Origin of the sequence: Pelomonas baiyunensis (assembly GCF_043555935.1) — a bacterium.
In the GTDB taxonomy this organism is placed as follows: Bacteria; Pseudomonadota; Gammaproteobacteria; order Burkholderiales; family Burkholderiaceae_C; genus Pelomonas; species Pelomonas baiyunensis.
Genome location: NZ_JBIGIB010000006.1, coordinates 256,042 through 269,067 on the forward strand (window position 1 = coordinate 256,042; position 13,026 = coordinate 269,067).

Below are 13,026 nucleotides of genomic sequence, written 5' to 3' on the forward strand. Positions count from 1 at the left end.
TTCCCGATGCTTCGCCGTTCCGCACTTGCCCTGGCCCTGGGCGCCAGCCTGTTCACCCCCGCCGTGTTCGCGGCCGACACCATCAAGGTCGGCGTGTTGCACTCGCTGTCGGGCACCATGGCCATTTCTGAGACCGTGCTCAAGGACACGGTGCTGATGGCCATTGACGAGATCAACGCCAAGGGCGGCCTGCTGGGCAAGAAGCTGGAGCCGGTCGTTGTGGACCCGGCCTCCAACTGGCCGCTGTTTGCCGAGAAGGCCAAGCAGCTCATCTCGCAGGACAAGGTCGCCGTGGTGTTCGGCTGCTGGACGTCGGTCAGCCGCAAGAGCGTGCTGCCGGTGTTCGAGCAAACCAACTCGCTGCTGTTCTACCCCGTGCAGTACGAGGGTGAAGAACTGAGCAAGAACGTGTTCTACACGGGCGCCGCGCCCAACCAGCAGGCCATTCCCGCCGTGGAATACCTGATGAGCAAGGACGGCGGCGGTGCCAAGCGCTTCGTGCTGCTGGGCACCGACTATGTGTACCCGCGCACCACCAACAAGATCCTGCGCGCCTTCCTGCACAGCAAGGGCATCAAGGACGAAGACATCATGGAGGAGTACACCCCCTTCGGGCACTCCGACTACCAAAGCATCATCGCCAAGATCAAGAAGTTCTCGGCCGAGGGCAAGAAGACGGCCGTGGTGTCCACCATCAACGGCGACTCCAACGTGCCCTTTTACAAGGAACTGGGCAACCAGGGCCTGAAGGCGACCGACGTGCCGGTGGTGGCGTTCTCGGTGGGTGAGGAAGAGCTGCGCGGCGTGGACACCAAGCCGCTGCAAGGCCACCTGGCCGCGTGGAACTACTTCATGTCCATCAAGTCGCCCGCCAACGACGGCTTCGTGAAGAAGTGGAGCGACTACGCCAAGGCCAAGGGCATTGCTGGCCACAAGGACAAGCCGCTCACCAACGACCCGATGGAAGCCACCTACATCGGCATCAACATGTGGGCGCAGGCCGTCACCAAGGCCAAGAGCACCGACACCGACAAGGTCATCGCCGCCATGGCCGGCCAGACCTTCACCGCACCGTCGGGCATCACGTCCAAGATGGACGAGAAGAACCACCACCTGCACAAGTCGGTCTTCATCGGCGAAGTGAAGGCGGACGGCCAGTTCAATGTGGTGTGGAAGACGCCGGGCCCGGTCAAGGCCCAGCCGTGGAGCCCGTACATCCCTGAGAACAAGGGCAAGAAGGACGAGCCCGCGAAATAAGGCCCACCCCCTACCGCGGCGAAGCCGCGGCCCCCTCAAGGGGGCACTGCCAGTGGACCGGCAAAGCGCTTTGCGCTTCAGTGAAGGCTCATATCGCGTAGCGATGTGATGCCGGAACTAAAGCCGGATCCACGGCAGTCGCTGGAGGGACGTGCGCGCTGCGCGCGTCACTTGTTTGCGTTCGCCTGGATTGGCATGTTCAAACGACTTGTATTGGGGTGGCTGCTGGCCGTGTTCGGCTTGTCGGCCTGGGCGTTGCCGCCCGAGCTGGCGTCGCGCATCGCGGCGGGCGAGGGCGACGACCGGGTCGCCGCGCTGCAGCAGGCGCTGGCGGCGGGGGACGCGTCGCTGGGCCCGTTCCTGCGGGCGCTGCAGGACGGCCGGGTGCGTGTGAAGGCGGGCCAGGCGCTGGTGCTGGCCGAGGGCGCCACGCCGCCGGCCGATGCCGAAGAGCCGATGCTGAACAACCGCATGCGCCGCGAGATCGAGTCGGCGTTGGCGGGGCTGGACCTGCTGTCGCATGACGCAGCGGTGCGCACCAAGGCCCTGGCCACCCTGCGGGACGATGCCGACCCCAGCAAGCTGCCGCTGCTGGAAAAAGCGCTGGCCGCCGAGAGCGACGCCAGCTTGCGTGCGCAACTGAACGCGCTGGTGGCTGGCGCCAAGCTGTCGTCCACCGACCCGTCTCAGCGGCGCATTGCCGCCACCGAACTGGCCGGCGGTGCCGACCCCGCCACGCGGGCGCTGCTGCTGGAGAAGCTCGCGGCCGAAACCGACCCGGCCGCCAAAGCCGCGATGCAAAAGGCCGTGGCCGACATCGGCGACCGTCTGGCCTGGGGCGAGCGGGCACAGCTGCTGTTCTCGGGCCTGAGCCTGGGATCGGTGCTGCTGCTGGTGGCGCTGGGCCTGGCCATCACCTACGGCCTGATGGGCGTCATCAACATGGCCCACGGCGAGCTGCTGATGGTGGGCGCCTACGCCACCTACAGCGTGCAGCAGGCGTTTCGCGCCTGGGCGCCGGGGGCCTTCGATCACTACCTGTGGCTGGCCTTGCCGGCCAGCTTCCTCGCCGCCGCGCTGGTGGGCGCGGCCATGGAGCGCAGCGTCATCCGCTGGCTGTACGGCCGGCCGCTGGAAACGCTGCTGGCCACCTGGGGCATCTCCCTCGTGCTGATGCAAGCAGTGCGCAGCCTCTTCGGCGCGCAGAACGTGGCGGTGGAGAACCCGTCATGGCTGTCCGGTGGCTGGGCGCTGCTGCCCAACCTGACGCTGCCGTACAACCGCCTGGCCATCCTGGCGTTTGCGGCGCTGGTGCTCATTGGCATGGCCCTGCTGCTGTCGCGCACGCGGCTGGGGCTGATGGTGCGCGGCGTCACGCAGAACCGCCGCATGGCCGCCTGCGTGGGCGTCAACACCGCCAAGGTCGACACCCTGGCCTTCGCGCTGGGCTCCGGCATCGCGGGCCTCGCCGGCTGCGCGCTGAGCCAGATCGGCAACGTGGGCCCCGACCTGGGCCAGAGCTACATCGTCGACGCCTTCATGGTGGTGGTGCTGGGCGGTGTGGGCCAGCTGGCCGGCACGGTGTACGCGGGCCTGGGGCTGGGCGTGCTGTCCAAGCTGCTGGAGGGCTGGCAGGGCGCGGTGCTGGCCAAGATTGCACTGCTGCTGCTGCTCGTGCTGGTCATCCAGAAAAAGCCGCAAGGCCTGTTCGCCCTCAAGGGCCGGAGCGTCGAATGAAGAAGGCGCTGTTCATCGCCGTGGCCGCGCTGATGCTGTGCGTGCCCTTGCTGCACCTGGCGTTCCCGCCGGGCCACGTGCTGCACCTCAGCGAGTTCTACGTGGGCCTGCTGGGCAAGTTTCTTTGCTTTGCCATTTGTGCCCTGGCCTTGGACCTCATCTGGGGTTTCGGCGGCATCTTGTCGCTGGGCCATGGGCTCTTCTTTGCCCTTGGGGGCTATGGCATGGGCATGTACCTCATGCGCCAGATCGGCCGGGAAGGGCAGTACCAGTCGGACTTGCCGGACTTCATGGTGTTCCTGAACTGGAAGGAACTGCCGTGGCACTGGGCGCTGAGCGATTCGCTGGTTGGCCAGATCGTCCTGGCGCTGGCCGTGCCGGGGCTGCTGGCCGCGGTGTTCGGGTGGTTCGCATTCCGCTCGCGCATCCAGGGCGTGTACTTCTCCATCATCACGCAGGCGCTGACGGTGGCCGCCATGCTGCTGTTCTTCCGCAATGAAACCGGCTTTGGCGGCAACAACGGCTTCACCGACTTCAAGCGCCTGGCAGGCTACTCGCTGAACACGCCGGGCATGAAGGTGGCGCTGTGCATGGCCAGCGGCGCGGCGCTCATCGGCTGCTATTTCGTCGCACGGTGGCTCACGCAAAGCCGCTGGGGGCGCATCCTGCAGGCCATCCGTGATGCCGAGGGGCGCGTGCGCTTCCTGGGCTATGACCCGGTGGCGTTCAAGCTCAGCGCCTACGTGATCTCGGCCGTGATGTGCGCGCTGGCCGGCATGTTGTACGTGCCGCAGGTGGGCATCATCAACCCGGGCGAGATGAGCCCGGCGGCCAGCATCGAGATGGCCATCTGGGCCGCGGTGGGCGGGCGCGGCACGCTGATCGGGCCGGTGCTCGGGGCGTTCTTCGTCAACGGCACCAAGTCCGTGTTCACGGCGGTGTGGCCGGAAGGCTGGCTGTACGTACTGGGCGGGCTGTTCATTGCCGTGACGCTGTTCCTGCCGACCGGGCTGGTTGGCCTCGCCAAGAGGTTCAAGAAATGACACCTGAGCTGCTTGAAGCCGGTGCCGAGACGCGCTCGCGCGCCATCACCCGGATCGCGACCGCCGGCGAACCCATCTTCAACCAGGGCGTGGCGCTGTACGTGGAAGACCTGCGTGTAGCGTTCGACGGCTTCCAGGCGCTGGGCGGATTGAGCTTCACCATTGGGGTGGGCGAGTTGCGCTGCGTCATTGGCCCCAATGGGGCTGGCAAGACGACGACGATGGACTGCATCACCGGCAAGACCCGGCCCGACAGCGGCCGGGTGTTCTTCGGCAGCAACCTGGACCTGCGCACCATGAACGAGGCTGAGATCGCCCGCGCGGGCATCGGCCGCAAGTTCCAGAAGCCCACGGTGTTCGAGGCGCTGTCGGTCACCGAGAACCTGGAACTGGCGCTGGCCGGCGACCGCCGCGCCCGCTTCGCGATGCGCGCCAGACTCAGCGGCGAGCAGCGCGATCGCCTGTCCGAGTTGCTGAAGACGGTGCACCTTGCCGACGAACAGTACCGCGTCGCCGGGCTGCTGAGCCACGGCCAGAAGCAGTGGCTGGAGATCGGCATGCTGCTGGCGCAAAACCCGAAGCTGCTGCTGCTGGACGAGCCTGTGGCCGGCATGACGGACGAGGAAACCGAGCGCACCGCCGAGCTGTTTCTGAGCCTGGAAGGCAAGCATTCGCTGGTCGTCGTCGAGCACGACATGAGCTTTGTGGCCACGCTGGCCGGCGCGCACCGCACGGTGACGGTGCTGCATGAAGGCAAGACGCTGGCCGAGGGCACGATGGCGGCCGTTCAAGCGGATGAAAAAGTGATCGAGGTGTACCTTGGCCGATGATCTTCTGAAGGTCGAAGACCTGCACAAGCACTACGGCGGCTCGCACATCCTGCGCGGCCTGAGCTTCGAGCTGAAGGCGGGCGAGATCACCGTCGTCATGGGCCGCAACGGCGTGGGCAAGACAACGCTGCTCAAGAGCCTGATGGGTGTGGTGCCGGTCACTTCCGGCCGCATCACGCTGGCGGGCGAGGCCATCGACAAACTGAAAACCCACCAGCGCGTGCGCGCCGGCCTGGGCTACGTGCCGCAGGGGCGGGAGATCTTCGGCCGGCTCACCGTCATGGAGAACCTGCAGATGGGCCTGGCCAGCCAGCCCGCGGGCACGCCGCTGCCGGACGAGCTGTTTCAGCTGTTCCCGGTGCTGAACCAGATGCGCAGCCGCCGGGGGGGCGACCTGTCCGGCGGGCAGCAGCAGCAGCTGGCCATTGCGCGAGCGCTGGCGCCCGGGCCGCAGGTGTTGCTGCTGGACGAGCCGACCGAAGGCATCCAGCCCAACGTGATTCAAGACATCGGCCGCGTCATCCGGCACCTGGCGCACAACAAGGGCTTGTGCGTGGTGCTGGTGGAGCAGTACTACGACTTCTGCGAACAGCTGGCCGACCAGTACCTGCTGATGCAGCGCGGCGAAATCGTCATGCGCGGGCGGGGCCCGGACATGAAGGCCGACGGCGTGCGGGAGCGGCTGGCGATTTGAGCCGGCCCGCGCTGCAAGCGCGCCTCGCTCGCCTCGAGCCCATGGCGCGCCTGACTTGCGCCTGAGTTAAGTCCGCGCCACCCGGCGCACCGTGGCGGCAGCCACCAAGCCCAGGGCGATGCCCAAGGCGTCTGCCAGCAGGTCGGCCCATTCGCCCGAGCGGGGGGGCAAAAAGCTTTGTGCGACCTCGATGGCGCCGCCATAGGCCAGCACGGCACCCGCCAGCGCCGGCCACTGCCGGGGCTCGCGCCACAGCGCCCACACCCCGCAAAACGCCAGCGACGCAAAGGCCAGCGCGTGGTTGGATTTGTCCCAGCCGGTCGTGGCTTGTGCGGGAGGGTGGGGTATCAACGCCAGGGTGGTGATCACCACGGTCAGCGCGGCCAGAGCGGCGCGCCACCAGGGCGTGCGGGCGGGGGCAGTGGCCCAGGAGAAAAACTGCTGCATCGTGACGCGATTGTGGTGGCCGCGAGCCACACGGCGCAGGCCGCTTGGTTGCCGTCGCCGGAGCGCTTTACATTTGCAAACAGTCACCACCTCAGGGAGAAGAAATGGACGACGGACAACTGTTGCCAATGCTGGGTGCTGCAGCCATGGGCGCCGCTGCGGGGGCGGCCGGGGTGTTTGCCTGGTTCTCAGCGCAGGTCAAGCGCGAGCGTGACCGGCTGCACCACGTGGAGCAGGCGCGCCAGCTGTCGGCGCAGCAAGTCACGCAGGCGCGCAAGCAGATCGAGCAGCTGCAGCGCGAGAACCACGAGCTGCGTTTGGTGGTGCGGCCTGCCCCGCGCCCCGCGCCCGCGCCGGAGCCTGCGGTCGACCCGGCCGAGGCGGCGCGCCTGTACGCCGAGTCCAAGATGCAGCCGGCGGCGCCCAAGCCGCAGAACAGCGGCTTCCGCGACACCGTGGTGCTGAAGCGGGGCGAGTGACCCGCGTCGCCGCCTTGTCACTGCCGGGACAAGACGGCGTCAAAGCCGCTGCCTAGAATCGAACGGTCGTTCTATTTCTGGGCCGGCTGCAGGAGACGCGGCACGGCCCTTCAACCGAGGTCGTGCCCATGACAGCCCATTACGAAGTTCGCGGCAGCGTCGCCGTGATCACCCTCGACAACCCGCCGGTCAACGGTCTGGGTTTCGCCACCCGCTCGGCCTGCGCGGCCGGCGTGGAACGTGCCGAGGCCGACCCGGCCGTCACGGCCGTCGTCATCACCGGGGCCGGCAAGGCCTTCTCGGGTGGGGCGGACATCAAGGAATTCGGCTCGCCCAAGGCGCTGGCCGAGCCCAACCTGCTGAGCCTGATTGCCGTGGTGGAGAACTGCAGCAAGCCGGTGGTGGCCGCCATTCACAGCGTCTGCATGGGCGGTGGCTTGGAGCTCAGCCTCGGTTGCCACTACCGCGTGGCCCAAGCCGGCACCAAGGTGGCGCTGCCGGAAGTGAAGCTGGGCCTGCTGCCCGGCGCCGGCGGCACGCAACGCCTGCCCCGCGCACTCGGCGTGGAGCCCGCGCTGAACATGATCGTCAGCGGCGAGCTCGTCGAAGCCCAGATGCTGGCCATGGTGCCGGGCCAGAAGCTGTTCGACAAGGTCGTGGACGCCGACGTGCTGGACGCCGCCATCAAGTTCGCGGGAGAAGTGTCCGAGAAGCGCCCGCTGCCCAAGGTGCGTGACCTCAAGGCCCGCCACCCCAACCCCGACGCGTACTTCCAGTTCGCCCGCAACATGGTGGGCGGCATGAGCAAGAACTACCCCGCGCCGCTGCGCTGCCTGGAGGCGGTGGCCGGTGCGGTCAAGCTGAAGTTCGACGACGGCATGCGCGCCGAGCGCGAGGGCTTTGCCGCCCTGATGCAGACGCCCGAGTCCAAGGCCCTGCGCCACCTGTTCTTTGCCGAGCGCGTGGCCAGCAAGATTGCCGATGTGCCCGAAGACACGCCGCTGCGCACCATCGCCAAGGTGGGCGTCATCGGCGCCGGCACGATGGGCGGCGGCATCTCGATGAACTTCCTGAACGCCGGCCTGCCGGTCACCATCCTGGAGACCAAGCAGGAAGCGCTGGATCGCGGCGTGGCCACGATCAAGAAGAACTACGAAGCCCAGGTCAAGAAGGGCAAGCTGAAGGAAGACAAGTACGCCCAACGCATGGCGCTGCTGAGCACCACGCTGAGCTACGACGACCTGAAGGACTGCGACCTCATCATCGAAGCGGTGTTCGAGGAAATCGGCGTCAAGGAAGCGGTGTTCAAGCAGTTGGACGCCGTGGCCAAGCCCGGTGCCATCCTGGCCTCCAACACGTCCACGCTGGACGTTGACAAGATCGCCTCGTTCACCGGCCGTCCGCAAGACGTGGTGGGCATGCACTTCTTCAGCCCGGCCAACGTGATGAAGCTCCTGGAAGTGGTGCGCGGCAAGGAAACCGCCAAGGACGTGCTGGCCACGGTCATGGCCATTGGCAAGAAGATCAAGAAGACGGCGGTGGTGTCCGGCGTCTGCGACGGCTTCATCGGCAACCGCATGATCGAGCAGTACAGCCGCCAAGCTGGCTTCCTGCTCGATGAAGGCTGCACGCCGCAGCAGGTGGACAAGGCGGTCGAGAAGTTTGGCTTCGCCATGGGCCCGTTCCGCATGGGCGACCTCGCCGGCAACGACATCGGCTGGGCCATCCGCAAGCGCCGCGCGGTCGAACGCGCCACGATGAAGTACTCGGCCAGCGCCGACCGCCTGTGCGAGCTGGGCCGCTTCGGCCAGAAGACCGGCGCGGGCTGGTACGACTACCAAGCCGGCAAGCGTGATGCGATCCCGTCGCCCGTGGTGGACGAGATGCTGGCCAAGCACCGCGAAGCCATTGGCGCCAAGAAGCGCGACATCAGCGACGAAGAGATCGTGCACCGCCTGGTGTTCGCGCTCGTCAACGAGGCCGCGCACCTGCTGGAAGAGGGCATCGCCCAGCGCGCATCCGACGTGGACATGGTCTACCTGACCGGCTACGGCTTCCCCATCTGGCGCGGCGGCCCGATGTGCTACGCCGACACCGTGGGCCTCTTCAACGTCGTGCAGGCGATGAACCGCTTTGCCAAGAACCCGATGGACGACGGCGAATTCTGGAAGCCGGCGCCGCTGCTGGCTCGCTTGGTCGCTGAAGGCAAGTCCTTCACTTAAAGCCGCAGCACCACCGAACAAGGATCAAGACATGAGCAACGCACTGATCGTCTCCACCGCCCGCACCCCGCTGACCAAGAGCTGGAAGGGCGCGTTCAACATGACCCACGGTGCCACGCTGGGCGGCTGGGCCGTGGCCGCGGCCGTCGAGCGCGCCGGCATTGAGGCGGGCGCCATCGAAGACGTGCTGATGGGCTGCGCCACGCCGGAAGGCGCCACGGGCAGCAACATCGCGCGCCAAATTGCGCTGAAGGCCGGCTTGCCCATCACGGTGAGCGGCGTCACCATCAACCGCTTCTGCTCCAGCGGCCTGCAGACCATCGCCATGGCCGCGCAGCGCATCATCGCGGGCGAGGGCGATGTCTACATCGCCGGCGGCGTGGAAAGCATCTCCTGCGTGCAGCAGGAAGCCAACAAGCACATGCTTGTGGACCCGGCGCTGATGAAGCAAAAGCCCGAGATCTACTGGAACATGCTGCAGACCGCCGAGAACGTGGCCAAGCGCTACAACATCTCGCGCGAGCGCATGGACCACTACGGCGCGGGCAGCCAGCAAAAGGCCTGCGCCGCCCAGGCCGCCGGCAAGTTCGCTGACGAGCTGATCACGGTGACCGCCACCATGGGCGTGGCCGACAAGGTCATGGGCCTGATGAGCAAGGAAGTGACCGTCAGCGCCGACGAAGGCCTGCGCGAAGGCACGACCTACGAAGGCATCAAGGACCTGCGCTCGGCCATCCCGGGCGGCCTGATCTCGGCCGGCAACGCCAGCCAGTTCAGCGACGGTGCCGGCGCCTGCGCGCTGGTGTCTGAGCAGTACGCCTCGGCCCACAACCTCAAGCCGCTGGGCCGTTTCCTCGGCTTCGCCGTGGCCGGCTGCGAGCCCGATGAAATGGGCATCGGCCCGGTGTTCGCGGTGCCCAAGGTGCTGAAGAAGCTGGGCCTGACGGTCGCCGACATCGACCTTTGGGAGCTGAACGAAGCCTTTGCGGTGCAGGTGCTGTACTGCGCCGACACGCTGGGCATCCCGATGGACAAGCTCAACGTCAACGGCGGCGCCATCGCGGTGGGCCACCCCTACGGCGTGTCGGGCCAGCGCCTGACGGGCCACGCGCTGATCGAAGGCAAGCGCCGTGGCGCCAAGCGGGTGTGCGTGACCATGTGCATCGGCGGCGGCATGGGCGCGGCCGGCGTGTTCGAGGTGCTGTGAGCGCGGCGCGGTGAGCGTGTCCATCAGCCCCGAAGACTTTCTGGCCATGGGCCGGGAGGTGCTGGCCCAGCAGCCGTTCAGCCGGCTGTTGGGTGCTGAATTGGCGGCCTTGGCGCCGGGGCAGGTGGAGTTGCACCTGCCGCTGCGCGAGGAGCTGATGCAGCAAAACGGCTTTGCCCATGGCGGTGCCGTTAGCTACCTCGCGGACAACGCGCTCACCTACGCTGGCGGCACCGCGATGGGTGTGCCGGTGCTGACATCCGAGTTCAAGATCAACTACGTGCGCCCCGCCGTGGGCGAGCGGCTGATTGCCCGCGCCGAAGCGCAGGCCGTGAGCCGCACCCAAGCGGTGTGCCGCTGCGAGGTGTTCGCCGTGCGCGGCGGCACCGAGAAGTTGTGCGCCTTGGCCCAGGGCACCATCGTGCGCGCAGGCCTGGGCGACGACTGACGACCCCGCACCGGCCGCTGGCCGGGTGCGTTCATTCCTTCGATGAGGTCCCACCATGCGTGAGACGCTGGACTTTCTGTTGTTCGACTGGCTGAAAGCCGGCGAGCTGACCGCGCGGGAGCGCTTTGCCGAGCACAGCGCCGAGACCTTCTCGGCCGTGTTGGACACCTGCGAAAAGATCGCCCGCGAGAAATTCGCGCCGTTCAACCGCCTGGCCGACACGCAGGAGCCGCACTTCGACGGCGAGCGCGTGCACCTGCCGCAGGCCACGCACGACGCAACCTTGGCCTATGCCGAGTCCGGCATGCTGGCCGCGGCGCAAGACTACGACGTGGGCGGCATGCAGTTGCCCTGCGTCATCGAGATGGCAGGCAATGCCTTCTTCAGCAAGGCCAGCGTGGCCACGGGCGGCTACGCCATGCTCACCTCGGGCAACGCCAGCCTGCTGATGGCCCACGGCACGCCGCTGCAGCGCGAGGTGTTTGCCAAGAACGAGTTCGCGGGCCGCTGGTTTGGCACCATGTGCCTGTCCGAGCCGCAGGCCGGGTCGTCGCTGTCCGACATCGCCACGCGCGCCGAACTGGAGGACGAGTCCGATGTGCTCGGGCCGCGCTACCGCCTGACCGGCAACAAGATGTGGATCTCGGGCGGCGAGCACGAGATCACCGAGAACATCATTCACCTGGTGCTGGCCAAGGTGCCGGGGCCGGACGGCAAGCTGATTCCAGGCACCAAGGGCATCTCGCTGTTCATCGTGCCCAAGAAGCTGGTGAACGAGCGCGCCGAGCTGACGGGCGAGCGCAACGACGTGAGCCTCGCGGGCCTGAACCACAAGCTGGGCTACCGCGGCACCACCAATTGCCTGCTGAACTTCGGCGAAGGCCGCTTCACGCCGGGCGGTCGCAAGGGCGCCATCGGCTACCTCGTCGGCAAGCCCGGCGAGGGTCTGCGCGCGATGTTCCACATGATGAACGAGGCCCGCATCGGCGTGGGCTTGGGCGCGGTGATGCTGGGCTACGCCGGCTACGAGGCGAGCCTGGACTACGCCAAGCAACGCCCGCAAGGTCGGCCCATGACGGCCGCGGGCAAAGACGCCGCGAGCCCGCAGCGGCCCATCATCGAACACGCCGACGTGCGCCGCATGTTGCTCGCACAAAAGAGTTATGTCGAAGGCGGCCTGGCGCTGGAGCTGTACTGCGCCCGCCTGGTTGACGAACTGGCGACCGGGGACGACAAGGCCAGCACCCAGGCGCTTCTGGACGTGCTCATCCCTATCGCCAAGAGCTGGCCCAGCGAGTGGTGCCTGGAGTCCAACTCGCTGGCCATCCAGGTGCTGGGCGGCTACGGCTACACGCGGGACTTCCCCGTGGAGCAGTACTGGCGCGACCAGCGCCTGAACATGATCCACGAGGGCACGCACGGCATCCAGGCGCTGGATCTGCTCGGCCGCAAGGTGGTGCAGCAGGGCGGGGCGTCGCTGGCTGCGCTGGCTGCGCGCGTGCAGCAGACCATCGAGCGCGCCATGCAAACCGACTGGGCGCCCCAGGCCAACCAATTGGCTGCGGCGCTGGCCCAGGTGGGCGGCGCCACCAAGAAGGCGTGGAGCACCGGCGAGCCGGAAGAAGCGCTGGCCAACGCCGTGCCCTACCTGCAAGCCTTCGGCCACACCGTGCTGGCCTGGCTGTGGCTGGACGTGGCGCTGGCGGTGGCAGCCGACACCGACTTCGCCCACGGCAAGCGGGCCGCGGCGCGCTATTTCTTCGCCTACGAGCTGCCCAAGATCGGCGCGTGGCTCGACGTCGTCGCCCGCCGCGAGCCGCTGTGCCGGGACATCAAAACCGAATACTTCTGAGAGACAACACCATGACCACCAAAGTCCAAGACCTCTTCGACCTCACCGGCCAGGTGGCCCTCGTCACGGGCGGCTCGCGCGGGCTGGGGCTGCAGATCGCCGAGGCCCTCGGCGAAGCCGGCGCCAAGATCATGCTGACCTCGCGCAAGGCAGCCGACCTGGAGGAGGCCGCGGCCCACCTGCAAGCGCGCGGCATCGATGCCCGCTGGATTGCGGCTGATGCGGCCAAGGACGACGACGTGCAGCGTGTGGTGGCCGAGACGATGGAGCGCCTGGGCGCCATCGACATCCTCGTCAACAACGCCGGCGCCACCTGGGGCGCCCCGGCCGAAGACCATCCGCTGGAGGCCTGGGACAAGGTGATGGACCTGAACATCCGCAGCCTGTTCGTGTTCGCCCAGGCCGTGGCCAAGGCCAGCATGATTCCGCGCAAGTCCGGTCGCATCATCAACGTGGCGTCCATCGCCGGGCTGTCGGGCAATCTGGGCGCGATGAAGACGATCGCCTACAACACCAGCAAGGGCGCGGCGGTGAACTTCACGCGGGCGCTGGCCGGCGAGTGGGGTGCCTACGGCATCACCGTGAATGCGCTGGCGCCGGGTTTCTTCCCGAGCAAGATGACCAAGGGCCTGCTGGCCGCCATCGGCGAAGAAAAGCTGGCCGCACACGCGCCGCTGAACCGCCTGGGCGACGACGAAGACCTGAAGGGTGCCGCGCTGCTGTTCGCGTCCAAGGCCGGCAAGCACATCACCGGGCAGATCCTGGCGGTGGATGGCGGTGTCAGCGCCGTGCATGGTGGCTGATCCGACA

Annotated in this window: 12 protein-coding genes; 11 read left to right on the plus strand and 1 reads right to left on the minus strand. The window is 67.4% G+C overall.

Features of this window, described 5'->3' with window-relative positions; all coding sequences use genetic code 11:
* Nucleotides 1–6: 6 nt before the first annotated feature.
* From urtA to urtE, 5 genes are all read left to right on the plus strand, one after another.
* Nucleotides 7–1,257, plus strand: a complete 1,251-nt coding sequence (urtA, locus tag ACG01O_RS19770; protein WP_394387131.1) for an urea ABC transporter substrate-binding protein — start codon at nucleotides 7–9, stop codon at nucleotides 1,255–1,257.
* 195 nt (nucleotides 1,258–1,452) lie between these two features.
* Nucleotides 1,453–2,994: an urea ABC transporter permease subunit UrtB gene (gene urtB / locus ACG01O_RS19775; protein ID WP_394387132.1), complete on the plus strand. Its 1,542-nt coding sequence runs from the start codon at nucleotides 1,453–1,455 to the stop codon at nucleotides 2,992–2,994.
* Nucleotides 2,991–4,037, plus strand: coding sequence for an urea ABC transporter permease subunit UrtC (urtC, locus tag ACG01O_RS19780; protein WP_394387133.1), 1,047 nt, complete (start codon nucleotides 2,991–2,993; stop codon nucleotides 4,035–4,037). Before urtB ends, urtC begins: the two co-directional genes overlap by 4 nt.
* Entirely contained in the window at nucleotides 4,034–4,867 is an 834-nt protein-coding gene (gene urtD / locus ACG01O_RS19785; RefSeq protein ID WP_394387134.1) for an urea ABC transporter ATP-binding protein UrtD, read from the plus strand. Before urtC ends, urtD begins: the two co-directional genes overlap by 4 nt.
* Complete coding sequence (gene urtE, locus ACG01O_RS19790; protein ID WP_394387135.1) at nucleotides 4,857–5,561, plus strand: urea ABC transporter ATP-binding subunit UrtE; 705 nt, start codon at nucleotides 4,857–4,859, stop codon at nucleotides 5,559–5,561. Before urtD ends, urtE begins: the two co-directional genes overlap by 11 nt.
* A gap of 66 nt (nucleotides 5,562–5,627) precedes the next feature.
* Here urtE and ACG01O_RS19795 read toward each other — a convergent pair whose 3' ends face one another.
* The gene (locus tag ACG01O_RS19795; RefSeq protein ID WP_394387136.1) at nucleotides 5,628–6,008 is read right to left on the minus strand and encodes a VanZ family protein; all 381 of its coding nucleotides are present in this window, start codon (nucleotides 6,006–6,008) and stop codon (nucleotides 5,628–5,630) included.
* A gap of 104 nt (nucleotides 6,009–6,112) precedes the next feature.
* Here ACG01O_RS19795 and ACG01O_RS19800 point away from each other — a divergent pair, with 104 nt between their 5' ends.
* The 6 genes from ACG01O_RS19800 to ACG01O_RS19825 all read left to right on the plus strand — a co-directional run bounded on the left by ACG01O_RS19800 (nucleotide 6,113) and on the right by ACG01O_RS19825 (nucleotide 13,019).
* Nucleotides 6,113–6,487, plus strand: a complete 375-nt coding sequence (locus ACG01O_RS19800; protein WP_394387137.1) for a hypothetical protein — start codon at nucleotides 6,113–6,115, stop codon at nucleotides 6,485–6,487.
* 128 nt (nucleotides 6,488–6,615) lie between these two features.
* Entirely contained in the window at nucleotides 6,616–8,709 is a 2,094-nt protein-coding gene (locus ACG01O_RS19805) for a 3-hydroxyacyl-CoA dehydrogenase NAD-binding domain-containing protein (RefSeq protein ID WP_394387138.1), read from the plus strand.
* 31 nt (nucleotides 8,710–8,740) lie between these two features.
* Entirely contained in the window at nucleotides 8,741–9,916 is a 1,176-nt protein-coding gene (locus tag ACG01O_RS19810) for an acetyl-CoA C-acyltransferase (RefSeq protein ID WP_394387139.1), read from the plus strand.
* Between the two features lie 46 nt (nucleotides 9,917–9,962).
* The gene (locus ACG01O_RS19815; protein ID WP_394387232.1) at nucleotides 9,963–10,364 is read left to right on the plus strand and encodes a PaaI family thioesterase; all 402 of its coding nucleotides are present in this window, start codon (nucleotides 9,963–9,965) and stop codon (nucleotides 10,362–10,364) included.
* A 55-nt stretch (nucleotides 10,365–10,419) separates the two neighbouring features.
* Nucleotides 10,420–12,216: an acyl-CoA dehydrogenase gene (locus ACG01O_RS19820; protein ID WP_394387140.1), complete on the plus strand. Its 1,797-nt coding sequence runs from the start codon at nucleotides 10,420–10,422 to the stop codon at nucleotides 12,214–12,216.
* A gap of 11 nt (nucleotides 12,217–12,227) precedes the next feature.
* Nucleotides 12,228–13,019: an SDR family oxidoreductase gene (locus ACG01O_RS19825; RefSeq protein ID WP_394387141.1), complete on the plus strand. Its 792-nt coding sequence runs from the start codon at nucleotides 12,228–12,230 to the stop codon at nucleotides 13,017–13,019.
* The last annotated feature ends 7 nt before the right edge of the window (nucleotides 13,020–13,026 follow it).

Bases quoted from the DNA above. Each gene is read 5' to 3' on its own strand.
- ACG01O_RS19805 (WP_394387138.1), top strand. From the start codon at position 6,616: ATGACAGCCCATTACGAAGTTCGCGGCAGCGTCGCCGTGATCACCCTC.
- urtA (WP_394387131.1), top strand. From the start codon at position 7: ATGCTTCGCCGTTCCGCACTTGCCCTGGCCCTGGGCGCCAGCCTGTTC.
- ACG01O_RS19815 (WP_394387232.1), top strand. From the start codon at position 9,963: ATGGGCCGGGAGGTGCTGGCCCAGCAGCCGTTCAGCCGGCTGTTGGGT.
- ACG01O_RS19810 (WP_394387139.1), top strand. From the start codon at position 8,741: ATGAGCAACGCACTGATCGTCTCCACCGCCCGCACCCCGCTGACCAAG.
- urtB (WP_394387132.1), top strand. From the start codon at position 1,453: ATGTTCAAACGACTTGTATTGGGGTGGCTGCTGGCCGTGTTCGGCTTG.
- ACG01O_RS19800 (WP_394387137.1), top strand. From the start codon at position 6,113: ATGGACGACGGACAACTGTTGCCAATGCTGGGTGCTGCAGCCATGGGC.
- ACG01O_RS19820 (WP_394387140.1), top strand. From the start codon at position 10,420: ATGCGTGAGACGCTGGACTTTCTGTTGTTCGACTGGCTGAAAGCCGGC.
- urtD (WP_394387134.1), top strand. From the start codon at position 4,034: ATGACACCTGAGCTGCTTGAAGCCGGTGCCGAGACGCGCTCGCGCGCC.
- ACG01O_RS19795 (WP_394387136.1), bottom strand. From the start codon at position 6,008: ATGCAGCAGTTTTTCTCCTGGGCCACTGCCCCCGCCCGCACGCCCTGG.
- urtC (WP_394387133.1), top strand. From the start codon at position 2,991: ATGAAGAAGGCGCTGTTCATCGCCGTGGCCGCGCTGATGCTGTGCGTG.
- ACG01O_RS19825 (WP_394387141.1), top strand. From the start codon at position 12,228: ATGACCACCAAAGTCCAAGACCTCTTCGACCTCACCGGCCAGGTGGCC.